The following is a 24742-nucleotide window of genomic DNA, read 5'->3' as shown; positions in this document are numbered from 1 at the left end:
GAAGGAACATGCAAGATGAACAAGATAGTCGCCACCGCAGCAGCCCTTCTCATCGCGCTTGGCAGTATTGCGATTGCGCAAGAACTTCGTGACCTGCGCGGAACCCCGCCAGATGCGCCCAGCGTTGTAAACATGAGCCTTCAATGGGAAGGCCGAGAGGGCCGAATGGTCCGAAACTACCGCCAGCAACCGCCGTTGATTCCGCATTCCATCACGCAGTACCAGATTGATCTGCGAACCAATCAGTGCCTATCCTGCCACGACTGGACAAAGGCCGGTGAGCGGAATGCGCCGACGCTTTCGATGACGCACTACCTGGATCGCGACGGGACCGAGTTGGATCACATCGCCGGAACCCGGTATTTCTGCAACCAGTGTCACGTCCCGCAAGCGGATACGGAACCTCTGGTTACCAACCTCTTTCAACCGTCGTCCACCGACTGATCCAAAGCTGATCTGAAAGGAGCACCGAGATGGCAGACTCCCCTGAAAAACGCGGTTGGATAGGCCGAGTATGGAACGCAATCTGGACACCGGCAGTTGCCTTCAGTTCTGGTTTTTTGCTGCTGGCAGGCTTTCTTGCTGGAATCCTGTTTTGGGGCGGATTCCACTGGACCTTGGAACTGACCAACACCGAGGAATTCTGCACCTCGTGCCATTCGATGGAAACCAATTTGGGCGAGTATCGGGAAACGATACACTACAACAACCACTCTGGTGTCCGCGCAATTTGCTCGGACTGCCACGTCCCTCATGAATGGAACCACAAGATCAAAGCTAAGATCATGGCCGTCAAAGACGTGTATCACGAGATGGTCGGCACCATCAGCACAACCGAAAAATACGAGGAACACCGCCTGAGTATGGCATCGGTTGTCTGGAAAAAGATGAAGGCCTCGGACAGTCGCGAATGCCGCAATTGTCACAACTTCGATTATATGGACTTTACGATTCAGGAGGCACGCGCGGCATCCGAACATCAGCGCGCGATCGACAACAACATGACCTGTATCGACTGTCATCAGGGTATCGCCCATAACCTTCCACCCGGATACCTTGAACGATACCAAGAAGTTACAGAGACACTTGCCGGCACACCACAGAATTCCGTTCAGGGTCAACTGGCTGACAGTAGCGCTGAAATACGGTCGTACCTGACCACGCAGGCCGAGTGAGAGGGGACAAGACATGCTTGAATTACTTGGAACCATCGGAGCCAACATTATCGGCCTGCCTGGAATCCTTGGCCTTGCTTTGGGGATGATGACCCGAAATCTGATGCTTGGCGCTGCGATGGGTGGGATTGTCGGCGTGATCGAGACATTGATTTTCGCACACTGGTCCTTTGCCAATGTGGAAATGACCGAACTGGTCATCGCTGTGATCATTGGGATATGCGCAGGCATGTTAGGAACTGCTATTCGCATCAAGGGCGCAACAGTTTGACCCAGCCGAAACCTGCCCGACGGGTTCTGAGACAGGTATTTCAAAAGATGTGCCTAATTTAAGTTCAGCGATGCGGGCCTGCGACCAGTTAAATTGCGGGGTTTGCACCGCTTTGGAGATTGCAGTTCCCGATGTTACAGTCTTGACTCAGACGAATTGTTCAAAACCATTTTTCAGACAGATTCAGGGAGGCCCGCGATGAAGGGTGACAAGAAAGTAATAGAATACCTTAACAAGGCTTTGCGGCACGAGTTGACAGCAGTCAGCCAATACTGGTTGCACTACCGATTGCAGGACGACTGGGGTCTTGGCAGCATGGCCAAGAAAAGCCGCGAAGAGTCGATCGAGGAAATGGAACATGCCGACAAACTCATCGAGCGGATCATTTTCCTTGAGGGGCATCCAAATCTTCAAAAACTCGACCCGTTGCGGATCGGTGAAAATCCGCGGGAAACACTGGAATGCGATCTAGCCGCCGAAAGAAGCGCACGCGCCCTTTACAAGGAGGCCCGAGATGTCTGCAAGGATGCGGGCGATTACGTCTCGATGAACCTGTTTGAAAACCTGATGTCGGACGAAGAAGGACATATCGACTTTCTCGAAACCCAACTGGAATTGTATGACCGTGTTGGGCCTGAATTGTTCGCTCAACTCAACGCAACCAAAATGGAAGACGCGGAGTAAGCGCATTAGCGTACCATCTGTTACGCGGTTTCAATTTTGCGTAGTTCGTACGTCCTGCCGGATGAGCCCCCTGCCCGGGTGGTTTCGACCGGTGAACTGTAAGGTGAAGTTTCACAAGCTAAGGGATATTGCCGAAAATAGCGAACTATTGAAAAATCAGTCTCAGTTTTAGACAGAATCACATTGGGTTATTTTGGTATGATGGGTCTTGCAAGATTGGGTTGGCAATACGCCTTTGCAGGATGGTCGGAGTTTCACAATGGCCGCCGAGCAAGGTTTTTCTTTCCCCTAACCCTGCTGAAACATGAAAAGAACCTAGGGATAAATTTCGCAGGCGATGCCACATCGGATGACAACGCGAAATTTGACCTGCCTTTCCAGATGGCTCTGATCTGATGCAGGACCGTACTCAAGTATCGGCTTTTGACGTTGCACCTTTCAGCATTGCCGTAGGCTTGATCAGCCTGTTGATCGTCTTCGGCATCTCTTGGACGACCGGGTCAGACTTTGGCTACCTGACCCGCGATCCTGCGCAACAATTCAAAGCCCCGTCTTATGCAGGGTTTCTTTCGAATATGGGCGTTCTGTTCTGGATGGCCAGCGCGACCGTAACTGCGTTTGGCTTTGCCCTATTAAGTGGCTCGCCACATACAATGGCGTCACGAAGATTTCTGTTGGCCCTGACATTTCTTTCGACCGCGTTCTGCCTCGATGACTTTTTCTTGCTGCACGAGCGGCTCCCCATTGGTGAAAAGTTTTTCTTTGGAGGGTACGCTTTGTTCCTGGCGGGTACTGTCGTTCTTTACCGCCGTCATCTGGGACGGCTGGCCAGTATTCACCTTGTTATCGCGGGTTTGTTCTTTATGACCTCGATCGGAATAGATTTCTTTCAGAAGTCAATTCAGGTCTACCTCGGCCAGTATCGCATCCTATTTGAAGATGGCGCCAAATTCCTCGGAGCGGTGTTTTGGCTGAACTTCTCTTGGGCGGTAACCACTCAACAAATACTAAGCCTGTGGCCTAACATTTCCGAGCTGCCCGAAGGCCGCCCGAACTCTGACGGCGTAACAGCAGGCGAATAGAACCGCTGCTCACCATACATCGCTAAGGGACCAAGACCCGGCTTTGTACGGGCCAACGCGCCCCTTAACTTTGTTCGCTCAGGCGCGCAGGCGGGCTCGGGAGCTGATGATAGACTTCCAAATATTCGCCACTGCAATCAGTTAGGGCGGCAGGTCAGTGCGTGTGGACTCCGCCACCCTTGGCCAACAGGAACAAGCAAACCTAAGACCCGTGTGAATCAGGAAAGACAGGTTTGCGTTTTTCCTCGAACGCGCGAATACCTTCCTGCGCTTCGTCGCTGCCAAGGGCAATTGACATAAGGCGTCGCTCGCGCAGCAGATGTGCGTTGAATGCTTCCCGTTCGGGCGCCGCAATTAGCGATTTGATAGAAGCCTGCGCCTGACGTGGTCCGCGCGACAACGCTTCGGTCAGGTCCAACGCATCGCTCAGGGCATCGCCGGGCGCAACAACCCGGTTTACAACTCCCATGGCGTACAGCCGTTCGGTCAAGACCGGCTGGCCCGTCAAACACATTTCGGACGCCAACTGGCGTGGCAGGTTCATCGACAGGAAACCCGACCCCCCTCCATCCGGGACCAGCCCCGCGTTGACATAGGCCAGGGTGAATTTAGCTCCTTCTGAGGCCACTATCATGTCACAGGCAAAAGCAAGGGATGCCCCCGCCCCCGCAGCTCCGCCTTCTACCGCCGCGATCACCGGCAGCGGACAGGCACGGACGGTTCGGATCATGCTGTGCAGAAACTCAATCTGCTCTTCTCGGTCCGGCAGAGGCATTTCGCGTCGCTGCTTGAGCATACGCAAATCGCCGCCAGCCGAGAAAAACTGCCCGGCACCGGTGATCACCACGGCCCGAACCGAGGAGTCAGGTGCAACCGCATCGCTCAGGGCCTTTTCTACAGGCTCATAGACCGCGCGCGACAGCACATTGCGGCGCTCGGGCTCATTGATGGTGATGATCAGTGTTGACCCTTGGGTCTCGAACAAGACAGCTTCGCTCATGGGTCAGGCCGCCATCACTCGGTGCAACTGAGCATAGCGGTCGCCCAGTTGGTGGTCGATCATCGACAGCCGCTTGGCATAATGCGAGCCGGGATATTCCCAGGTCATGCCGATGCCGCCGTGCAACTGAATGCTTTCTTCCGAAATCAGCAGTCCGGTGCGGCCGATCAGGTTCTTGGCCATCGCGACATATTTACCCGCCTCATCCGTTGCCAGCTTGCTTGCCGCCAGAATGGTGATCGCCCGACATTGTTCGATCTCGATTGCCATATCCACCGCGCGATGTTGCAGCGCCTGAAAGCTTGCGATTGGGCGACCGAACTGTTTGCGCTGTTTGAGGTAGTCGACCGTCATGCCGACCAGAACCTCCATGACACCCACAGCCTCGGCGCACAGCGCCAGACGGCCAGCGTCAAGTGCAGCTTCGATGATATTCCCGGCATCTTCGCTGATGCAGGTGGCCGCCGCGCTGTCGAGGATCAACTCCCCCGCGCCACCGCCGTCGATCATGGCATAGTCGATGGTTTCGGGGCTATCGACCAGAAACAGTCCAACCCCGGCTTCGGTTCGCGCCGCGACCAGAGCGCCATCGGCCCCCGGCAGGCCATAGACCACAGATTTCCGGCCATTCAGCACCCAACCATCGCCGGACTTGTCTGCGCTGGTTCGGATCAGCGGCAAGCTGTCCGCGTCCGGCTCAAACACCGCAAAGGTCAAACGTTTTGTGCCTGCGATCATGTCCTCGACCAGTTGCTCGGCACCGCAATCAGCCGCGGCACGCACGCTCATGAGCGTGGCAAGAATAGGTTCAGGACAGAGGCCGCGGCCAAGTTCCTCGAACACGGTTGTGATGTCGAAACCAGCGCCGCCGAAACCGCCCTGATCCTCGGGAACGAAGGCGCCGATCAGGCCAAGCTCTGACAACTCTGCCCATTTCGCTGGGGAATGATACGGCGCGGTTTCGATCAAGCCGTTGCGCGTTTCAAAGTTGTACTGGTCCGCAAGGTAGCGGCGCAACGTGTCCGACAGCATCTGCCGGTCTTCGGTCAGTTTGAAATCCATGGCTCAGCTCCGGAACATGTCTTTGGCGATGATGTTGCGCTGAATCTCGTTCGATCCGCCAAAGATCGAGAGTTTGCGATTATTAAAGTACGTGGCCGCCGATGCGGTGGCTTCTTCGGGCACTGTGCGGGCGTTGTCCGACAGCTCGGTGGCCGGGAATGGCGCAGCGGCGGCCCCCAACGCGGATTTGGTCAGGCCGTGGATGCGCTGACGGATGACCGTTCCCTTAATCTTAAGCATCGAGCTTTGCATCCCCGGCGCAGCGCCTTCCTTGGCCGCGGACAACATCGCAAGGTTCATCACCCGCATGGCTTCCAGATCAATCTCCACCTCGGCGATCTCAGCCGCGAAAACCGGGTCTTCAGCCAAGGGTTTGCCCATCCGGTGCAACTGCTTCGACAGCCGCTTCAGCCGGTCCAAGTCACGAAGTGAAAAACCCACTCCGGCGATATTGGTCCGCTCATGGGTCAGCAGATACTTGGCGATCGTCCAACCTTTGTTTTCCTCGCCCACCAGATTGGCCACCGGCACACGGACATCGGTGAAGAACACTTCGTTCACCTCGTGCCCGCCTTCCAACAGTTTGATCGGGCGAACCTCGATACCGGGCGTGTTCATATCCACCAACACAAAACTGATCCCTTCCTGCGGCTTGCCCTCGGAAGAGGTGCGCACAAGGCAAAAGATCTTATCGGCGTGCTGACCCAGCGTGGTCCAGGTTTTTTGACCGTTGATCACATAGTGATCCCCATCACGGTCCGCGCGTGTTTTCAAGCTGGCCAAATCGGACCCGGCACCCGGTTCGGAATATCCCTGACACCACCAATGGGTCCCGTCCAGAATGCGCGGCAGAAATTCGGCCTTTTGCGCGTCCGAGCCGAATTTCAACAGAACCGGCCCCAGCATGCTTACGCCAAAAGCCACGATACGCGGGGCAAATGCCATTGCGCATTCTTCTTCGAAGATATGGCGCTCGACCGCGCTCCAGCCGGGGCCGCCGTATTCCACTGGCCAGGTAGCGGCCAGCCAATTGCGTGTTTGCAACGTGGCGTGCCAACCTTCCATATCCGCCTTGGTCAGTTCTTCACCATTGCGACCCTTGGCAGCCAGTGCCTCGGACAGGTTTTCGGCCAGAAACGCTTTGACTTCGGCGCGAAACGCCTCTTCTTCTGGGGTAAAGCTCAGGTCCATCCTCAGCCCTCCTTGTTGAGATCGTTAAAGGATTTGCCAGCCTCGGCCAGCTCACGCAGCAGGGCTGGAACCTGCCAGTAATACGGGTCTTCTTTCGCGTATTCCTCGATGCGCTGAACCAGAACATCCAGCCCTGTGATGTCTGCATATTGCAATGGTCCGCCCCAGTGGCGCGGAAAGCCGTAACCGAACAGGAAAACCGCATCCACGTCGATGGGGCGCAGGGCGATCTTTTCTTCGACCACTCGCGCGGCCTCGGACACCATCGCGGCCATATAGCAATCCACGATCTCGGCATCAGTAAATTTGCGGGGCGAGATACCTTTGGCCTCGCGCTCGACCTGCGCATACTCGGCCACGGCAGGGTTCACGCTGCGGGTCTTGCCGTCATAAATATAGAAACCCTTAGCGCTCTTGCGTCCAAACCAGCCCTGCTCGCAGACCCGGTCGGCGATCTCGACATAGCGCTCCTCGGCCGGGCGGAACTCTGCCTGCCGCTTTCGCGTGGCCCAGCCGATATCCTGCCCTGCCAAGTCCGATACAGCAAAGGGACCCATCGCAAAGCCAAAACCCTCAAGCGCGGCGTCGATCTGTTCAAACGGCGCACCGTCCAGTTGCATATAGGCGGAAGACTTGCGGTAATGTGCCAGAATACGGTTGCCGATAAAGCCGTCGCAAACCTCTGACCGCACGGCGATTTTGCGCAGTTTCTTGGCCAACCTAAAGCTGGTGGCGACGATTTCGGGCGCGGTCTCTTTACCTACCACAACTTCCAGCAAACGCATCACATGGGCGGGCGAGAAAAAGTGCAACCCGATCACGTCCTGAGGCCGGCTGGTTGTCGCCGCGATTTTATCGACGTCCAGATACGAAGTATTCGTCGCCAGAACAGCCCCCGGTTTACAGATCTGGTCCAGCTTCCCGAAAACCTCGCGTTTTACGTCCATGGATTCGAATACCGCTTCGATCACCACATCTGCGTCCGCCAGAGCGGCCATATCGGTGGTGCAGGTCAGCATGCCTAAAACGGCGTCCCGCTGCCCCTCGGTCAGTTTTCCGCGTTTGACTGCACCGTCGAGGTTCTTGGTGATGGTCTCACGGGCAAAAGCAACGCGGTCCTCTTCCATTTCAATCAGCGTAACAGGCATCCCGGCCAGCAACATCGCCGTTGCAATGCCCGACCCCATGGTACCGCCACCAATCACACCACCAGACTTCAGGTCACGTGCGTCCGCCTTGGCTTCGGGGATATGCGCCACGGCGCGTTCCGCAAAGAACGCATGTTTCAGGCCCTTATGAGCATTGCTGCCCAATGCTTCGACAAAAAGGTCACGCTCTACCTGCAACCCTTCGGACAGCGGAAGGCTGCTTGCCTCTGCCGCTTTCAATGCGCGGGTTACCAATTCGCCCTTTGCCTTGGCGCGGAACGTGTTCAACTCATCTGCGGTGATGCGGTTGTCTTGTTCAGCCGTAACGCGGGTTTTGAGTGTGCCGTCCAGAACCTGCTGACCAGCAGCCAGGGCAACCGCCTCGGGGTCACCATCCTGCAAATCATCCAGCAGCCCAGCTTCCAGTGCCGCTTCGGCCGAGATCGGCTTGCCCGAGGTGATCATGGTCAAAGCCGTCTTACCATCCACAAGCCGGGGCAAACGCTGAGTCCCACCTGCGCCGGGCAGCAAACCCAGATTAACCTCGGGCAGGCCCAGTTTCAGGCCCTTGATGCCGACCCGCGCCTGACAACTCAGAGCGATCTCAAGACCGCCGCCCAGTGTCGTCCCGTGCAAAACGCAGACTATCGGCTTGGCACTTGCCTCCAGCAGGTCGCAAACCTCGGGCAGGCCGGGCAGTTTCGGCGGCTGGCCAAACTCACGGATGTCTGCACCGGCCACAAAGGTTCGACCCGCAGCAAAAAGAGCGATGACCTTGATTGCGTCGTCCGATGCCGCGTCCTGAATTGCATTCACCAGCCCGACGCGTACGTCATATCCGGCGGCATTGACCGGAGGGCTGTCGATCTTGACAAGGGCGACCTCACCCTCTTTGCGAATTTCGACCGCAGTCATAAAAATCTCCTGCTTTCTATCACATGTACCCAAGGCTATGCCTGAGTGTTTGCACCGTGTCGCGCAGCCGTGGCGCCACAACCCGTTCCAGTTTTTCGGTATTCAGATCAGAGGCATTGGCACCGCACAGAAAGGCAAATGGCTGCGTGCCCAGGGCGGTTTGGAACGGGACAGCGCAAGCATTGACGCCGCTGTTCCAGCCTCCGTAGGAAATTACATAACCTCTGCTTTCAAGATGTTCGCGGTCGGCCCGTGCCTGTTCAGTTTCGGCAACCAGCGTTGGGTCAGCGGCAAGAATGGCGCGACCGGGGGCGCTTTGCTCCATCGGAAGCCGGTGCCCCTCGCTCAGCCACAGCGACGATGCGTTGCGCGGCCTCCAACAGCGGGTCAACATGGCCGCATCGCCGTGACGCATGGACAGCGCAACCAACACACCGGTGTCGTCAGCCAGTTGCTGCATCACGTTTTCGGCCATTGGCAGAAAGGACAGCCCGGCGCGTGCTGTGTATCCAAGCGCCATGGCCGAAGGCCCAAGCCGGTAGGCCTCGGACGGGTGCAACTGCTCCAAAAACCCCATCGAGGCAAGGGTGAAGGTCATCCGCGCCACGGTGGATGGGGGCATTCCTGTGCGCCTTGCCAACTCGCGGTTGCCCAGCGAGACATCACCGGGCTTGAACGCCTGCATCACCTGCAACCCTTTGGCGAGGGTCGAAGCAAACCGGCGATCTCTTTCCGCGTCCGACATGTGGGCTTACACGCGCTCCAGGATCAGGGCGATCCCCTGCCCCACGCCGATGCACATGGACAGACAGGCGTAACGCCCGTCCGTTTCCTCAAGATGCCGCATCGCGGTCAGCACGATCCGCGCACCCGACGCACCCAGAGGGTGACCAACCGCAATCGCACCACCGTTGGGGTTCAGGCGGCTGTCAGCGGGATCAATCTCTAAGTGTTTGCAGCAGGCCAGAACCTGTGCCGCGAAGGCTTCGTTAATCTCGATAAGGTCCATGTCATCCAAAGTCAGACCGGCGCGCTCCAGCGCCTTGGGGACTGCGAACGCCGGGCCGATTCCCATGATCCGGGGCGGTACGCCTGCGATGGCTCCGGCCACAATCCGCGCGCGCGGCGCGGCACGGTCGGTTCTGGCGCCGATCATCAGCATCGCCGCACCATCATTAACGCCCGAGGCATTGGCGGCAGTCGTCACCCCCTCGGGGAAGATCGTCCGCAAAGCCGACATCTTCTCAAGTTGTGTATCCGGGCGGGGATGTTCGTCCTGCCCAACGTCATGGGTCGCCCCTTTGCGCCCCTTGATGGTGATCGGGGTGATCTCGGCATCAAAGAAGCCACGCGCTCGGGCCGCCTCGTACCGGGCCTGAGAGTTGTATCCGAATTGATCCGACGCCTCACGTGTGATCTGATAGTCCTGGGCCAGATTATCAGCGGTTTCTGGCATCGGGTATTCCCCATGCATCTCAGCGATGCGCGGATTTGGAAAGCGCACACCGATGGCACTGTCAAAGATCTGTGTTTGCCTTGCATAGGCGGTTTCGGACTTGGCAATGGTAAAGGGGGCGCGGGTCATGCTTTCGACACCGCCTGCGACGTACAAAGGAGCCTCGCCAATTGTAACTGAACGCGCGGCGTCCAAAGCGGCTGACATGCCCGAACCACACAGGCGGTTTACGGTCTGACCGCCAACCTCAACCGGCAGACCGGCCAGTAATGCGGTGTAGCGGGCCACGTTGCGGCTGTCTTCGCCCGACTGGCAGACATTGCCAAGAATGACGTCTTCGATCTCGGACGCGTCGAATGCGCTGCGTTTAACCAGCGCGTCCAAAACCTGTGATGCCAGATCATCGGGCCGGACCGATGCCAGCGCACCGCCGTGCCGACCAAACGGGCTGCGCAGCCCATCGTAAATATATGCGTCAAGCATTCTCAACCTCTTTGATCAATTGTGCCGGTGTGTCCGCGAAAGCCCCAACTTTCTTGTGGGATAATTCGCTCGCTGCCTGTTCTTCGATCAGCTGGTGGGTTTGGCGCAATACACTCTCCTCAGATGCAGCGCCGTTGTTCTAGCTCCAAGATCTGAGTTAGTCAATATGCGGTTTAGTGTTCCGCATAGCGGAATTATAAGATCGACAGTCTCACTCAAAACCCCCATTCAAATGGGTCGGATTGGCATTTCCAGAACAGCCTAACGCGTTGTTTTGACGACCGGCAGATCAGACTGGAAAAGCAATTCCAATTCATGGGAGGATTACATCAAAGAAAAGTGAGCGATTCAATTTGGTGCAATATCCGTTGCTTGCACAGAAAATTACTATTGGAGACGACGATGAGTGGCGGTGAAAACAAATTTGTCCCAGAACACGTAGAGCTGGATCCCAACCACGAGGACGCTATCGTTCGATGGTGCAACCGCATGATCCGCCACGGCGTTCGAGCGTTATCTGTCCTCATGCTCGGCATTATTTTGTTGGCAATTATTGATGCCGGTTTCACAACCTATCAGAAATTTATGGAACCACCTTTGTACATTCTGGAGGTTAGCGATCTTCTGGCGGTATTCAGTGCTGTTCTGGTCGTATTGATCGCGATCGAAATCTATACAAATATCACGCTCTACCTGACCGCCGACGTCATCCATATCAAGCTTGTAGTCGCGACAGCCTTGATGGCGGTCGCTCGAAAGATCATCACGCTGGACGACAAGAGCTTGGACTCTCACTACTTTCTTGGATATGCAGCGATCGGTCTGGCGTTGGGCGTAACGTACTGGCTCATAGCAAGAAAACCATGAGCGGAACCGCCCACCCCCTACAAGCATTCTGCACAAACTGATTGCCGCCCGGATTTGTTCGGATCAGTCCAACAATCTGGGCGCTGCGTCGTTTAGGTCAGGTAGTACTCGTCGATCTTAAAGAATTGCGGCCATGTGTTGAGTGGACGGCAGGTTACAGTCGCCCGCCATTTGCAAACGCATGCGTCAAAATATACATACAAAAAGTGACATTTTGCTTACAATGTTTGGCTTTTGTATGCCATACACCCCGAGAATTTATCTTTGATGGCTGGATTCGGAAATGGAAGAAAGAGACACACGATCAGCCCTGCGCAGGGGCTTTGCTCTCAAATGCCCGAACTGTGGCAAAGGGCACGTGCTTCACAAGTACCTAAAGGTGAATGATACGTGCACTGTGTGCGGCCTTGATCTGACACACGCGCGCGCCGATGATGGCCCTGCGTATTTTACGATTTTGATCGTTGGTCACTTAGCAGGCTTTGCGCTGCATATTATCTGGTCTGTCTGGGAACCTACGCCGTTGGTTATGGCGACGGTGACATCCGCCGGTGCAGTTGCGTTATCCCTGTTCTTGCTGCCACGGTTCAAGGGCGCGCTAATTGGGCTTCAGTGGGCAAAACACATGCACGGGTTCTAAGGCAGGCTTGCCAAGCAAGCCTAGGCTTTTCGGACAGATCAAGGCCCTAGTCGGTTGCGCAACTCCCTTCCGGAAAGCCCAGCTACGCAACATGATCTCCCTCAACCTTCAGTCACGCGACGCTCGCAAGGGCTATTTCAGCAAAAAAGATGAGCCGTCGCAGTAAGTTCTGCGATGGTTTTTCCTGTCGCCTCAAGCGAAACAGAACCCACGTCCATCTTTTCTTAATCTGGCTGAATCTACCGTGAGCGTTTGGACTTTCAGACAACCATCCAATCGTGCTGATCCGCGTTTTCCAACGCATCGACCAGTTTGCGCAATGCTGTCCCCAAATTCGCCGCGGTATCAGGAGACCCAAGCGCAACCCGGACCGCATTTGGCGCCTTGCCAAGCGCAAAAGCTGCACCGGGCACAAGCCCCAGCCCCGAGCCGCGCAGCTTCAGAACAAACTCTATGGCGGAACACCCGCCCGGCAGCGGAAGCCAGACATGAAATGCGTCCTTTGGAACACGAATATCCGGCAGAGATTGATGCAGTACGCCCTGCCGCCGTTCAGTCTCAAACCGGATCGCGGACAAAATTTTGTCGGCCAGGCCAGAGGTGATCCAATTCGTTGCCAACCTTGCAGAAATCGGTGACACGACGCTGCCATTTGCGCGCATCGCCCGCCTGACGCTGTCATTCGACGTGCCGGATGGCGGCACCATAAAGCAAACGCGAAGCGACGGTGCCAGACACTTTGAAAGGGATGATACGTACCACGTCCGCTCTGGCGCAATGGCACAAAGCGGATCCGGCGCCGTGCTTGCAAGCACCCCATAGGCATCGTCTTCAATGATGTGAAGATCGTGCTTGCGGGCAACCTCGGCAATACGCGCGCGCCGTGCGACGGGCATTGTGATCGTCGTCGGGTTGTGCAAGGTCGGCGTGGCGTAAATGGCACGGGGCTTCGCGGTCTGGCAAACCTCATCCAGCGCGTCGGGGTCCAGACCGTCCGCATCCATTGGGATCGGCACAACGTTCAGCTTCAGGTGCCGCGCAAGCGCCAGAAGGCCGGGATAAGTCAATTCTTCGCAGCATATCGTATCGCCCGGCTCGAGTATGAGCGACAAAATAGTCCAGGTTGCGCCCTGCACACCATTGCAAATGATGATGTCATCATGCGGCTGAAGCCCCAGATGGCGCTGAAGCCAGAACTGCGCGGCCTGTTGGTCTTCATGACTGCCACCGGGCATCTGGTAGCGCATCAGAAACTCAACCCCATGTTCGGATCGAAGCGCATCAAAGCCCTGCCACATACTGCGCACCAGCCCAGCATCCTCTAACCGGGGAGGCACGTTCATGCTCATATCGACAGTCTGGTTTTTTGCGCTGTCCGAAGCCACCGGATTGGCAGGCCTGGACTCTTTGACGTAGGTGCCCTGCCCCACGCGCCCCTCGACCAAACCGTCTTTTCCTGCAGCCGAATACGCCCGGCTGACGGTCGTGAAATCAATGCCGAGAACACTGGCCAGCGCGCGCTGTGGCGGAAGCCGCTGACCGGGGCGCAGGACGCCCGCACGAATATCGCGCGCAATGGCTTCAGCAATCGCAAGGTACATAGGGCCGTTGCCTTCTTCGACGGCTGGAACCCATGCGACATTTGGCGTGCTGTCATTCATTGCTTCACTCCTTGTCTGCATTTATATGCCCTTTGTATGCATATTAAAATGCATCAATCACGCTTGTGCCGCCCTTATGGCCGCCGGGCAGAAAGAAGCGCAAGTAAACGAAAAACGGAAAGACTTTCGACGTTTCATTCCAACCTTTCAAGGCAATAGCACAGTGTTTCGCACCCGATTGCAGCACAGCGGTATGCAAAAACCGACAGAACCTAACTTGGGTACAATCCAAGCAAGATCAAGAAGTAACGGATGTCGTCTCCCTCACTATGTGCTCCGCGCGAACCCATATCTCCCCGTCAGGTGTCAGGCTATCATCGCCGCCTCAAATGGGTGATCCTGATCGTTACGCTGGGCATATATTACGTCACCCCATGGCTCAGGTGGGATTGGGGTCCAAACCTGTCTGATCAGGCGGTACTGGTCGATATTGCCAGCCGTTGGCTTTACTTTTTCTGGATCGAGATCTGGCCGCACGAATTCTATTTCGTCGCGAGCCTGTTCATTATGGCGGGTCTGGGACTGTTCCTGTTCACATCGGCGCTGGGTCGCGTTTGGTGCGGCTACGCTTGCCCGCAGACTGTCTGGGCCGATTTGTTCATTCTGGTCGAGCGATGGATTGAAGGGGACCGCAATGCGCGGCTCAGGCTGCATCGCAGCACGTGGACCCTGCAGAAGTGGCGGTTGAGCTTGACCAAACGGACCATCTGGCAGCTAATCAGTGTCGGGCCTGGCGGAGCTTGGGTTATCTATTTCGCCAACGCGCCAACGTTTCTGGCTGATCTGGTCGCATTTTTTGCCCACCCGGCCGCCTACGGCACCATCGGTTTCGTGACGCTGTCAACGTTCATCTTTGTCGACTTCATGCGTGAGCACATTTGCATTTATGCCTGCCCGGGGCCGCGCATTCAGGCTGCCATGATCGATGAACACACTCTGGTTGTAGGCTATCGTGACTGGCGGGGAGAGCCGCGAGGCAAAGCCAACACATTGGATGCCGGCAATTGCATTGACTGCAAGGGCTGAGTGAATGTCTGCCCGAAAGGAATCGACATCAGGAACGGATCACAGATGGAATGCATCACCTGCGCTTTGTACATCGACGCCTGCAACGACGTGATGACGCGGATCATGACCGGATATTGGGCAAGTTCAAAGAAGGCTATCAGGAAGCCGTTCATTTGACGCTAATATATCCGGGCGTCAAACAGGCGCTGGATGCGCTGGTTCAGGGAGGTCACAACCTGGGAATTTGCAAATACAAGCCAACGGTCCCCTGCATGGACGTCGTTAAGCATCTTGATCTTGAAGAATATTTTTAGGTCGTGTGCGCCGGGGACAGACCGTCTGTACATAACCCCGACCCGGCTCCCCTGTATTCGGCCTATGCAGACCTGCCACCGGGGCCTGAGATTTTTGTCGGCGACAGCGGGGTTGATGCCGAGGCCGAAATGCGTGCGTAGGTTCCGTTTTTGCTGTTCACCGAAGAATATCGCAAGAAACCGGTCGGGTTGATTCCGCATACCCAATCCTTTTCCCACCACGACGGCATGCCGGGTTTTGTGGGCGCACTATTAGCCGACTCCGAAAACGCCCGGTCGCCCTGATACACCCAGAGTCGATTCACCCCTTGAACCGCCAAAGTCAATTATTGGCGGTCCAAGGGGTGTGTTTTCTCGTCAATATTATTTCAGAATTATTTCAGACTTTTTGGCACATGTTTCAAATTTTAACCGATTCCTGCCGAAATTCCTTTTGTGATGCAATAATCTGCGCTCGCTGACCCAATCTGAACACGAAACTAACACTCCCCTTCACAAATCAGCGAAGCTCATACTCGGTCAGGTACCGCCTGTGGCATAAACGAGGACAAGGCCAGCCCGAAATGGTGCAGACAACGCTTGCCCAATAAGCGCGAGCGGTTCGAATAAGAGATATGTTTATTGACAGCGGCTAAGGACGACAAAATGGCGCTCGATCAAATGCAAGGCACTCCGCGGTCCTCAAAGGATATTCGCGGGGTACCGGTTTCTTATGGCGACGCATCGGCCATCGAGGGGTTGGAACGGGCGATTGAACAATCCTTGTCCTTCCGCGGAGACGCAATTGCCGGCATTGAAGCGATTTTGGCCGAGCATCCCCGCTTCGTCATGGGGTGGCTGTTCAAGGCTGGATGGCTGACACAGTTCATGGAAACGCGCGTGTACCCGCAGTTCATCGAAGCGATCACGCGCGCGGAACAACTGTCAGACCAGGCCAACACACGCGAGCAGGGTCACCTGGCGGCTGTCAAAGCCTGGGCGGCTGGTGATTTTTTTGGGGCCTTACAGAAGTGGGAGGCCGTTCTGACGCAATACCCTAAGGATCTGTTTGCGCTTGGTCTGATCCACTACACCATGGTTTTGCTTGGCGATGTCCCGGGGCAGCGCGACGTGGCCGCCCGTGTCTTCAACCTGTGGGATCCCGATATTCCGGGCTATGAGTTTGTTCTGGGCTTCTACGCTTTTGGGTTGGAAGAAAACCGCGACTTTACCCATGCCGAAGATCTGGCACGACAGGCATTGGATATCCGGCCTGACAACCCCTATGCGATTCACGCAGTAAGCCATGTGATGGAGATGCGCGGACAGCAATCCTGCGGCATCAAGTTCATGAAAGATCGCGCTGACGTCTGGGGCACGTCTAATTTCGCAAACCACCTATGGTGGCACACCTCGCTATATCACCTCGATCTGGAGCAATATGATCAGGTCTACGATATCTTTGATCACCACCTGGATTCCCGCCAGAAGGATGGCAACAAATACGAAGAGCTGGATGCGGCGGCCCTGCTGTGGCGTATGAATCTGGCCGGTCAGGATTCGGGCGACCGCTGGGTGCATCTGGCCAACAAATGGGAACCGGCGGCCCAGGACACGCTTTATGCATTCAATGATGTGCACGCGATGATGACATTTGCGTCTGACGACCGGTTAGAGGCACAAGACCTGTTGATCCACGCCAACAAACGCTATCTCGAAAGCGCCTCGGACGCGAACGCTGCAATGAGCCGCGAAATAGGAATGCCTTTTTGCATGGCAATTCAGGACTTTAAGCGCGAAGATTATTCCGCTTGCGTCGAACGCTTGTTGCCGGTCCGTTATATGACCCACCGCTTGGGCGGCAGCTTTGCCCAGCGGGACATCATCGGCTGGACCTTGCTGGAGGCCGCCTTGCGCGACAAACGCTATGATCTGGCGCTGGGGTTGGCCAATGAGCGCGCCGGATTAAAGCCAACGTCTGTTCAAAACTGGCGAGCCGTCGCGCGCGCGTTGAAAGGATTAGGCGATAACAGCGGCGCAGCTCGGGCCACGTCGAAGGCCGACGTGCTTGCCTCGGCCTGACAAGCCGGCAGACCCCTGCCCCTGATCTGTCGGGGCAGGAAACTACCTTCCATTTCACAAATCTCGCCCCAGATTGTTTTTGCTGCGGGCGCGCCCGGTATATTGAGTGGCTGAATAAGATGCCAATGCCGCTGCAGCGGCAGAACGTTCAGGTTCAGGCTGACCAGACGCCCGGTTTTCAGCTCTTCCATAACCGTATGTTTGAACAGCATAGCAATACCCAGCCCTGCATTCACGGCCTGTTTGATGGTTTCGTTACCCCATAACCGAAACCCGATAGCTTTGCCCTGCTCCCATGTCGTCCAGATAGCGCGCCATCAGCATCCGGGTGCCCAATCCCTCTTCTCGGGCGATGAACGTTCCCTGCAAAATCGCTTAGGACGACACTGCGCTTAACCCCGCCAAAGAATGTTCGGAGTTCGCGATCAGGATATAGGGATGCGACCCAATCATGGCCGACACAAGTTTGGGCGATTTCGGTGGGCGGCCCCGTTGCTTCGCGGAATACCAGCCATCAGCGAGACGTCCGCAGGCGCGGTCTTGGCGCGGGCGACGTTCTTGATCTGCACCAGCCAAGTTTCGCCCGTGGGAACGGCGGCCGAGTTCACCTCGATCTCTGTGGCCTTGGTGAACTCAGAAAAGATGAACTGCTTGAAGCTGTCCTTGAAGAACCCGCCATAGGTTCCGACCTTCAGCGGCTGTGCGGCGCTGACGATCGTAGGCACGGAAAGGGCGGCGGCAGTACCCAGAAAGCGGCGGCGCGGAAAGGTGATTGTGGCATTGCGGTCTCCTATTAGTGCCGTTAATTGGCCTGGTTTCCGGGCAAAACACATAGCATTTCATAGGCCAGGTTGGCCCCGATCAGCGCGGTGCAGCCGCTGACATCGTATTGCGGCGAGACCTCGACCAAATCGGTTCCGACAAGGTTGAGCCCGGCACAACCACGCACGATCTCAAGCGCTTGGATATTGGTCAGCCCGCCCATTTCAACCGTGCCAGTGCCGGGGGCATAGGCCGGATCCAGACTGTCGATATCAAAGGTCAGATAAGTGGGCGTATCTCCGATATTTGCACGGATATCTTGCATCAAGGGGATTAGAGACTTGTGCCAGCATTCTTCGGCCTGAATGACGATAAAACCCTGTTTGCGGCCCCAGTCAAAATCATCGGGCGCGTAACCCGTGCCGCGCAACCCGATCTGAAAAACTTTTTCATTTTGCAGCAACCCATCTTCGACCGCGCGCCGGAAGGGGGTGCCATGGGCGATCTTTTCGCCGAACATCTCGTCATTCGTGTCTGAATGCGCATCGACATGGATCAAGGCCACCGGGCCGTGCTTGCGGGCAATCGCGCGTAGCACAGGATAGGTCAGCGTGTGATCACCGCCCAGCGTGATCGGCACGGTGTTGTGGCTGAGGATCTGATCATAGGCGTCGGTGATGATGTCCACGGATTTTTTCAGATCGAAGGTGTTGATCGCTACGTCCCCGATATCCGCCACCTGCATATTGGCAAAAGGTGCCGCGCCGGTGGCCATATTAAAGGGCCGCAACATGCAGCTTTCAGCGCGAATTGCCCGTGGGCCGTAACGTGTACCGGTTCTGTTCGACGTACCGATATCCATTGGAATCCCAACGAAACAAGCATCCAGCCCCTGCGCTGTATCCTGAGCCGGAAGCCGCATCATCGTGGTTCCACCCCCGAAACGCGGCATCTCATTTCCGCCCAAAGGTTGATTGAAATGCGGCCTTGCGGTGTCTGGCATTGTGGTTCCCGTCGCGCTGTTTTTTCGACTATCGCCAGACCTTAACCAGAGGCGGGCGCTCGAAAAATACCGTTGCGCAAACTCTTACATTTTCATTTCCCAATGTAATTTGGCCTATAAACCCCTTCGAGAATTGAAATGAACAGCTCATTGACGTTAGGCAGGCTCCCGGAGCGGGTGACAATCTGCATGGTGCAGGTAAAGTCGCCGTGGCTATTGGGCAGACGCCGGACACGGCCCTCGCGCTCCAGTGGGGTTGCCAAATGCAGGGGCAACAGACCGACATAGGCTCCGCTCAGAACCAAGATGAGCTGAGCTTCGATTTTCTGCACAAACAGGTCCCTTTCGGACGGTTTCAGGGTCTTCCGCCTTTGCTGATTCCAGTATCCGCGATGCACCCAGGCCTGACGTGCGATCACATCCTCGGTGATCTCTTCTGCGAGGGCGCCAAAAAGAGGATGTGTACCCGCACAATAGAGCGCGTGGTTTTCATCGTATAAATCGGTCAGACTTAACCCGTTACCAACATTATCAAAACTCCCAATCCCAATGTGGTAACTACCGTCCAGAATACCTTGTAGAATCTCCTGCGGCTCGGAAATCGAAAGATCAATCCGAACTGCGGGCGCGGCTTCGGTGAACCGTTTTATTGCTTGCGGCAGCTTGAAATTTTTGTCGCTTGTGGTGGCGTCAACCACCGCCAGCTTCAGACGGCCCACCATATTGCCTTTCAACTCGGCCAGATGGGTCGAGTGTTCGTCCAAAGACCCAAGCAGAGCCATGCCTATCTCATGCACCATCTGACCCTTTTCGGTCAGCAGGAACCCGCGGCGCCCGCGTTGACACAGGCGCACGCCCAAACGCTCCTCTAACGCAGTAATATGGTTTGAGATCGTCGGCTGGCTGATGCCAAGCTCAACCTGCGCAGCCGAAAAACCCCGATTGCGCACCACACTGTTAAATACGGTCAAAAGATGGATGTCTGAGCCAGTTATTTTCATCTTTTCATTGAGCCTGAGGAATGTATCCGTTTGCAACGCACTATTTGTTGAATCCGGCATTCTGAATACGGTCGCGAAAGGAAACGCTGAATTTTTGATCCAACTGCACCACGACAAGGGGTCGAACATGAAAATCACCGCATTTCAGATGCAGGCGGGCGGCACCCCCCAAGACCGTTAGACCCGGTTGGAACAGGCCATGCGCGATGCCAAGGCAGAGGGCTCCGATCTGCTCGTCGCGCCCGAGTTGGCCATTTCCGGATATGGCGCGGGGCAGAACTGGGGACATTGGCGCAGCCAAAGGACGAGCCCTGGGTACAAAAACTGCAGCAATTGGTGCGCTGATCTCGGCGCAGATAGATCCGGCCAGATATGAAAAGTCCCGTTCAGACAATCCTTACTCGTCGGACACGCTAACGCTTGACCTTACGCGCCCGTGACACGGATTCTTGCAACCCAATTGATCATACACTTCTAGTGTTTCGAATATTGAATTTCGGGTCGCACCAGCATTTGGAAAGATTCTGTTGGTGAGAAGTTCGTAAGGAAACTCGGGCCACGTCTTTCGCATTTCAGTAACAAGTTGTCGCGCAGACTCTGAGTTTCCTAATTTGTTTTGCGCAACAGCTTGAAACAGCAAAGAAGGGGCGCTGACAGGGGCGCCGGCGGCTGGAGCGCCTTGAAAGGCTTCGACAACACTTTCGTAATTCCCGAGCATAAGCTGCGAGACCCCCCAGATGTTTCTTGCGCCAAATCGGCCAGATCCCGTTCGGGGTCTCTCGGGGTTGCTGACTTGGGCTGCAAGCTCGGGTGCATTGGCAACAATGGCCGTTATTCCAACAAGATCCAAAACATGGCCGTCCGATGGGGTCAGTTCGATCGAAATCTTCGCAAATTTCAAAGCGTCGTTTGACTGACCGCTTACAGCCAATACCCATCCATTTGCAGCATTCGCCCACGCATCAGTTGGGGATAATTCAAGCGCCTTCCCTGACATTTTCGAAGCTTGGCCAATAAGCTCTTCTCTCTGCGCTTCATCCGGTGACAACAATGCCAGAGTCGCCAAAACCTGCGCCGAACCGGCGTAGCCGTCGGACAGCGCAGGGTCGAGTTCGGTCGCGTGCTGGAACATTCCTAGTGCGATCCGCTGACGTTCAGCGTCAAAGACGGGGAAAAACATGCCGCGCGCCTGATCCGCAAGGTTAGACGCCTGCAATCGCGTCAAAGACTGCTCGCCAAGTGCGGCTCGTTCCGCTTGCTCTCTGAAATTGGATGTTGGCATAGACTCGTTGCGTTCCCAGCCGAGCCAAATCCCAAGGCCAGCGACAGAAGCGAGAGCCCCAAATCCGAAAAGCAATGCGAGACAGGAACGCCGCCCAGCACCTTTGTGCGTTCTAACATTTTCGGTGCGATCTTCAGGCGGGGCCTCGTACGAAAATCGAGGTTTGTAGCCGCCAGGATCGACAAATATCTGAACGCCGGTACCATCCCAGTGGTCGTCATAGTACTCACGCAGTAATCGACGCAGCCGTCTGGCTTCGACACGAACAAGGTTTTGACCGCCAGAACCGTCAATGCGGCGCCCATAGACCTCGACAGCGATTGCTTTACCCCGAATCTGGGGGCCGCGACCCGCGATAGTTTCCTCGACAACGTAGGTAAGAAACTGCTGGAGGCGGGGCGAAGCCTGAAACTCTTCGCTTGATACAACACGCGCGAGTGCTTCGCGGACAAGATCCGGCGACGGCTGCCCAACATCTTGATCTATCTGCAAATCATTGACTGTGTTCAAGGCAAACTCACCCCCAACTCACGGTGACTCACTTGGCCGATGCGGTCAACCACACTCATCTGGATGTGAGAATAGATAGTGGGAACCGGGATTTATCCAGTGGCGGTGGATCTGATTGAAGAGATACCAGAACTTTCCGAAGTGCTTTCAGGGCGTATCAAAGCGGATGCGTTGCTGAAAGAAGTCATCGAAGACCTACGGAAGGTTTCGACGCAATTGGATGACGTATCCATCACAGCCTCAGAGCGCGCGGAATGGGCCCACATCAAATCTGAACTCGTGAACGAGCTTCGCCGGATGGTGAAGCGCGATCCTCGTAGCATTTCCAATTGAGGGCATGGCCATGACAAAAGAAGACAACAGCAAAGATATTAAGAACAATCCGAACCAGCAATCTGACGAAATCGAAAACCCTTCACGGCGGCACGTTATTCAGGGGTTGGCCGCAGGTGCAGTCGCAACCGGAGCGGTCAGTTACGGTACAGGCGAAGCGCAAGCGCACCAAGGCAATGGACCACTGGGTGAAACCCTTAAGAACCCTTACGGCGGCAGGCCTGCCGGGGGCATCACTTTGCCAGAGTATTTTCGCCCCACGAAATACATGACAGGCTCGAACGCGAACTATTTCCCGCTGTCCGAGGAACTCGGGCCTGACGAGATGCGGATTTCATTCTGTGGTTCAACTCCATTTCCACCCCGTGAAGATCAGGCCGGGACATGTATCATGGTGGAATTGGGCAATGGAAAACGGTTCTTCTTCGATTTCGGATCGGGCTGCGTTCGCAATATCATCGGGATGCAGGTTCCGGGTCAGTTGATCAATGACATCTTCATCACACACCTGCATGTCGATCACTACGCCGATATTCCTTACATCTACCCATTCCGGGCGTGGTCAGGTGGATACACACCGCTGCGCATTCACGGCCCCTCTGGTCGGACGCCCGAACTTGGTACTGCCGGAATGGTAAAAGGCATGCAACAGATGCTCAAATGGCATCTGGAGGCATTTGACGTTTTCCCAATCGGGGACGGGTACGAGATCGACGTAAATGAATTCGATTTCCGTCAAGAAGGCGGCATTGTCTATGACGAAGACGGCGTCACGGTTCGGTCCTGGCCGCGCAGTCATGCCAAGGACGGCGCTGTTGGCTATCGTTTGGATTGGAACGGCCTGAGCTTTGTTTGGACCGGCGATGGCCGTCCCGATGAACTGAGCCTTGAGTACGGCAAAGGCGTCGACGTGTTTGTCACCGAAATGTCCGGTCAGGATATCGGTCAGTTGATGACCTACAAATACGGCCTGCCGCAAGAACTGTTCAACTACACAATCGATACCCACCACACCTCGCACTATGCGGTCGGTAAGATGATGGCTGAGGCGCGCCCACGGCTTGCAATGGTAACGCACTATACGCAGGACGAGGACATTGATGCCGAGATGCTGGCGGGAATCCGAGCCCACTATGACGGGCTATTCGCTTGGGGGTTGGATGTCGCCGTCGTAAACGTCACAAAGGATGCAATCTGGTATCGGAAGGCAACGCTTCCGGGGAAATCCGGCTCGGTCGCGCCATTCCGCGAATTGGGCAAAATGGAAGCCGAAGGCAGGATCACCTTGCCGGACGAAATCAAGCCACCGGCACCCCGGTCATCACGGGCGGAACAGCAGGACCAGAAATACCGCGATATGGAGATTGATCCCAAGGAGTACTATCCAGCCGACGTGTTCCGGGCCCCCAATCCAGAATGGCCCAGCGATTTCGTCATCAAGGTCGATGACGTCATCCCGAACCGCAAGAAAAAGGCGGAGTGACTACATGATCGAATTCGGCTCGGCATCCGCAATCCCTGTTACAATCCTTACCGGCTTTCTTGGGGCCGGTAAGACAACACTTTTGAACCGTATCCTGACAGGCAATCACGGGCTGCGGGTCGCGGTTCTGGTGAATGACTTTGGATCCATCAACGTCGATGCTGATCTCGTTGTTGGCCTTGAAGATGATGTGATGAGTCTGGCGAATGGCTGCGTTTGCTGCTCGATCCGGGATGATCTGATTGAGACTGTGGAATCCGTTCTCGCCCGGCCTGAGAAACCGGAATACATCGTTCTTGAAGCAAGTGGCGTATCGGACCCGTCGTCAATCGCAATGACGTTTACGGATCAGCGGTTCCAGGACATGATCCGCCTGGACAGCCTCATGTGTCTTGTTGATGCGGAACAATTATTTGCCGCGCCGGAACAGATGGAACTCAAGCTTCGTCAGATCGCATTTTCCGACATGGTTATTTTGAACAAGGTCGATCTTGTCGACAGGGCCACAGTTCAGAAGGTGCATGATTGGCTTGGCTCTCGTTTCAGGCGATATCGTCTTGTCGAAGCCGTCAATGCGAACGTCCCACTGGACATACTTCTTTCCGTTGGCCGCTTTGCGGCAGAACAACTTGAAGCAGAGATACCTGATCATCATGAACATGGCCCCGACTGCGACTGTCGTCACGCTGATCATTCAGACAGCTTTTCGACGATCATGATGAAAGTTGAAAACCCGATAAGCCTGTCATCTCTTCGAAGTGCTATTCGAAAGCTTCCCGGCAACGTCTATCGCCTGAAGGGTTTTGTCTTCAGCCAAGAGGATCCGGATCATCGCATCCTTGTACAAGTCGTCGGAAAGCGTATGGACATCGCACGGGATGGGGCGTGGGGCAGCCGAAAACCCGAGACAAGGCTCGTCGCAATTGGCGCACCGGGCGCCCTTTCGGAACACGCGCTTTCCGATGCGTTGTTGGAAACCGAGTTGGCGTTGTTGGGGCCCCACATGCCGCCAAGAACAACGATCCGCCAACAATGCTGGTCAACACCACCTTTTTCATCCTGATCGCCTCTGATTTTGTCCAATGGGATACCCGATTAGGTGGTCCGTGAGCGGTTTCCCTGCAAGGCTCCAACCGCAATATTAAGCAACCGTAATCTTATCTTAATGTACTCACTTGGCGCTGAGCTTCTCACTCAATGCGCGCAAGGGTGAGGATTCAGGGTATTCGTCATTTTCGTCCTGCGTGTGCGACCCCTCTCACAGAGTTTGGATCAAGGTCGCACCCCGACTGGATTTCACCGCTTCAGGATCGAAGCCCCAGCGTATTCGGCGACCTCGCCCAGCGATTC

General features: G+C 55.7%; 25 protein-coding genes and 1 pseudogene. 13 read left to right on the top strand and 13 right to left on the bottom strand.

All coding sequences use genetic code 11. The features are described from left to right. Positions 1-15 precede the first annotated feature (15 nt). From GOX73_RS17540 to GOX73_RS17520, 5 genes are all read left to right on the top strand, one after another. Positions 16-444: a nitrate reductase cytochrome c-type subunit gene (locus GOX73_RS17540; protein ID WP_171126737.1), complete on the top strand. Its 429-nt coding sequence runs from the start codon at positions 16-18 to the stop codon at positions 442-444. 29 nt (positions 445-473) lie between these two features. Continuing rightward, positions 474-1175, top strand: coding sequence for a NapC/NirT family cytochrome c (locus tag GOX73_RS17535; RefSeq protein WP_171126736.1), 702 nt, complete (start codon positions 474-476; stop codon positions 1173-1175). Positions 1176-1188: 13 nt separating this feature from the next. Further along, positions 1189-1446 (top strand): hypothetical protein, encoded by a 258-nt coding sequence (locus GOX73_RS17530; RefSeq protein WP_171125586.1) that lies wholly within the window; start codon positions 1189-1191, stop codon positions 1444-1446. A 198-nt stretch (positions 1447-1644) separates the two neighbouring features. Beyond that, positions 1645-2130 carry a bacterioferritin gene (bfr, locus tag GOX73_RS17525; RefSeq protein ID WP_171125584.1) on the top strand — a complete coding sequence of 162 codons (486 nt, stop codon included), beginning with the start codon at positions 1645-1647 and terminating at the stop codon, positions 2128-2130. A gap of 395 nt (positions 2131-2525) precedes the next feature. Beyond that, positions 2526-3212, top strand: a complete 687-nt coding sequence (locus GOX73_RS17520; protein WP_171125582.1) for a hypothetical protein — start codon at positions 2526-2528, stop codon at positions 3210-3212. A gap of 202 nt (positions 3213-3414) precedes the next feature. On the opposite strand, the gene GOX73_RS17515 is transcribed toward GOX73_RS17520, so the two are convergent. From GOX73_RS17515 to GOX73_RS17490, 6 genes are read right to left on the bottom strand one after another with little or no spacing between them, the layout of a single operon-like run. Continuing rightward, a complete protein-coding gene (locus GOX73_RS17515) occupies positions 3415-4212 on the bottom strand; it encodes an oxepin-CoA hydrolase, alternative type (RefSeq protein WP_171126735.1) in 798 nt (265 codons plus the stop codon). Positions 4213-4215: 3 nt separating this feature from the next. Further along, positions 4216-5274, bottom strand: coding sequence for an acyl-CoA dehydrogenase family protein (locus tag GOX73_RS17510; protein ID WP_171125578.1), 1059 nt, complete (start codon positions 5272-5274; stop codon positions 4216-4218). A gap of 3 nt (positions 5275-5277) precedes the next feature. Beyond that, the gene (locus tag GOX73_RS17505; protein ID WP_171125576.1) at positions 5278-6465 is read right to left on the bottom strand and encodes an acyl-CoA dehydrogenase family protein; all 1188 of its coding nucleotides are present in this window, start codon (positions 6463-6465) and stop codon (positions 5278-5280) included. Between the two features lie 2 nt (positions 6466-6467). Then, positions 6468-8528, bottom strand: coding sequence for a 3-hydroxyacyl-CoA dehydrogenase NAD-binding domain-containing protein (locus tag GOX73_RS17500; protein WP_171125574.1), 2061 nt, complete (start codon positions 8526-8528; stop codon positions 6468-6470). A 19-nt stretch (positions 8529-8547) separates the two neighbouring features. Next, positions 8548-9273, bottom strand: a complete 726-nt coding sequence (locus tag GOX73_RS17495) for an IclR family transcriptional regulator (protein ID WP_171125572.1) — start codon at positions 9271-9273, stop codon at positions 8548-8550. 6 nt (positions 9274-9279) lie between these two features. After that, positions 9280-10467: an acetyl-CoA C-acyltransferase gene (locus GOX73_RS17490; RefSeq protein ID WP_171126733.1), complete on the bottom strand. Its 1188-nt coding sequence runs from the start codon at positions 10465-10467 to the stop codon at positions 9280-9282. A 402-nt stretch (positions 10468-10869) separates the two neighbouring features. Here GOX73_RS17490 and GOX73_RS17485 point away from each other — a divergent pair, with 402 nt between their 5' ends. Both GOX73_RS17485 and GOX73_RS17480 read left to right on the top strand, forming a co-directional pair. Next, positions 10870-11334 (top strand): phosphate-starvation-inducible PsiE family protein, encoded by a 465-nt coding sequence (locus tag GOX73_RS17485; protein ID WP_217351018.1) that lies wholly within the window; start codon positions 10870-10872, stop codon positions 11332-11334. Positions 11335-11617: 283 nt separating this feature from the next. Beyond that, positions 11618-11974, top strand: a complete 357-nt coding sequence (locus tag GOX73_RS17480; RefSeq protein ID WP_171125568.1) for a DUF983 domain-containing protein — start codon at positions 11618-11620, stop codon at positions 11972-11974. A 260-nt stretch (positions 11975-12234) separates the two neighbouring features. On the opposite strand, the gene GOX73_RS17475 is transcribed toward GOX73_RS17480, so the two are convergent. Beyond that, positions 12235-13635 (bottom strand): PLP-dependent aminotransferase family protein, encoded by a 1401-nt coding sequence (locus GOX73_RS17475; RefSeq protein WP_171126731.1) that lies wholly within the window; start codon positions 13633-13635, stop codon positions 12235-12237. Positions 13636-13887: 252 nt separating this feature from the next. On the opposite strand from GOX73_RS17475, the pseudogene ccoG reads away from it, so the two are divergent. From ccoG to GOX73_RS17460, 3 genes and pseudogenes are all read left to right on the top strand, one after another. Beyond that, positions 13888-14766 (top strand): annotated as a pseudogene (gene ccoG, locus GOX73_RS17470) (cytochrome c oxidase accessory protein CcoG); the annotation flags it as partial. Beyond that, positions 14712-14957: an HAD hydrolase-like protein gene (locus tag GOX73_RS17465; RefSeq protein WP_171126727.1), complete on the top strand. Its 246-nt coding sequence runs from the start codon at positions 14712-14714 to the stop codon at positions 14955-14957. The pseudogene ccoG and the gene GOX73_RS17465, both read left to right, overlap by 55 nt. A gap of 645 nt (positions 14958-15602) precedes the next feature. Continuing rightward, positions 15603-17018 carry a tetratricopeptide repeat protein gene (locus tag GOX73_RS17460; RefSeq protein WP_217351017.1) on the top strand — a complete coding sequence of 472 codons (1416 nt, stop codon included), beginning with the start codon at positions 15603-15605 and terminating at the stop codon, positions 17016-17018. On the opposite strand, the gene GOX73_RS21065 is transcribed toward GOX73_RS17460, so the two are convergent. The 6 genes from GOX73_RS21065 to GOX73_RS17430 all read right to left on the bottom strand — a co-directional run bounded on the left by GOX73_RS21065 (position 16919) and on the right by GOX73_RS17430 (position 21576). Next, positions 16919-17230, bottom strand: a complete 312-nt coding sequence (locus GOX73_RS21065) for a hypothetical protein (protein WP_371808193.1) — start codon at positions 17228-17230, stop codon at positions 16919-16921. The genes GOX73_RS17460 and GOX73_RS21065 overlap by 100 nt on opposite strands. 237 nt (positions 17231-17467) lie before the next feature. After that, positions 17468-17743 (bottom strand): hypothetical protein, encoded by a 276-nt coding sequence (locus GOX73_RS17450; RefSeq protein ID WP_171125562.1) that lies wholly within the window; start codon positions 17741-17743, stop codon positions 17468-17470. Positions 17744-17820: 77 nt separating this feature from the next. Further along, positions 17821-18783 carry an agmatinase gene (speB, locus tag GOX73_RS17445; RefSeq protein WP_171125560.1) on the bottom strand — a complete coding sequence of 321 codons (963 nt, stop codon included), beginning with the start codon at positions 18781-18783 and terminating at the stop codon, positions 17821-17823. Between the two features lie 92 nt (positions 18784-18875). Then, entirely contained in the window at positions 18876-19784 is a 909-nt protein-coding gene (locus GOX73_RS17440) for a LysR family transcriptional regulator (RefSeq protein ID WP_171126730.1), read from the bottom strand. 40 nt (positions 19785-19824) lie between these two features. Next, entirely contained in the window at positions 19825-20073 is a 249-nt protein-coding gene (locus GOX73_RS17435; RefSeq protein WP_171126729.1) for a hypothetical protein, read from the bottom strand. 108 nt (positions 20074-20181) lie between these two features. Next, positions 20182-21576, bottom strand: a complete 1395-nt coding sequence (locus GOX73_RS17430; protein WP_171126728.1) for a hypothetical protein — start codon at positions 21574-21576, stop codon at positions 20182-20184. Positions 21577-21675: 99 nt separating this feature from the next. On the opposite strand from GOX73_RS17430, the gene GOX73_RS17425 reads away from it, so the two are divergent. Genes GOX73_RS17425 through GOX73_RS17415 form a run of 3 tightly spaced genes read left to right on the top strand, consistent with a single transcriptional unit; the run spans position 21676 to position 24455 of the window. After that, positions 21676-21909: a hypothetical protein gene (locus GOX73_RS17425; protein ID WP_171125552.1), complete on the top strand. Its 234-nt coding sequence runs from the start codon at positions 21676-21678 to the stop codon at positions 21907-21909. 10 nt (positions 21910-21919) lie between these two features. Further along, entirely contained in the window at positions 21920-23392 is a 1473-nt protein-coding gene (gene gntH, locus GOX73_RS17420) for a guanitoxin biosynthesis MBL fold metallo-hydrolase GntH (protein ID WP_171125551.1), read from the top strand. 4 nt (positions 23393-23396) lie between these two features. Next, complete coding sequence (locus GOX73_RS17415; protein WP_254429241.1) at positions 23397-24455, top strand: GTP-binding protein; 1059 nt, start codon at positions 23397-23399, stop codon at positions 24453-24455. The last annotated feature ends 287 nt before the right edge of the window (positions 24456-24742 follow it).

It is taken from the genome of Ruegeria sp. HKCCD7221 (genome assembly GCF_013031225.1).
Taxonomy (GTDB): domain Bacteria; phylum Pseudomonadota; class Alphaproteobacteria; order Rhodobacterales; family Rhodobacteraceae; genus Ruegeria.
The sequence above is the reverse complement of the archived record's forward strand: the minus strand, read 5'-3'. Positions and strand labels throughout refer to the sequence as shown.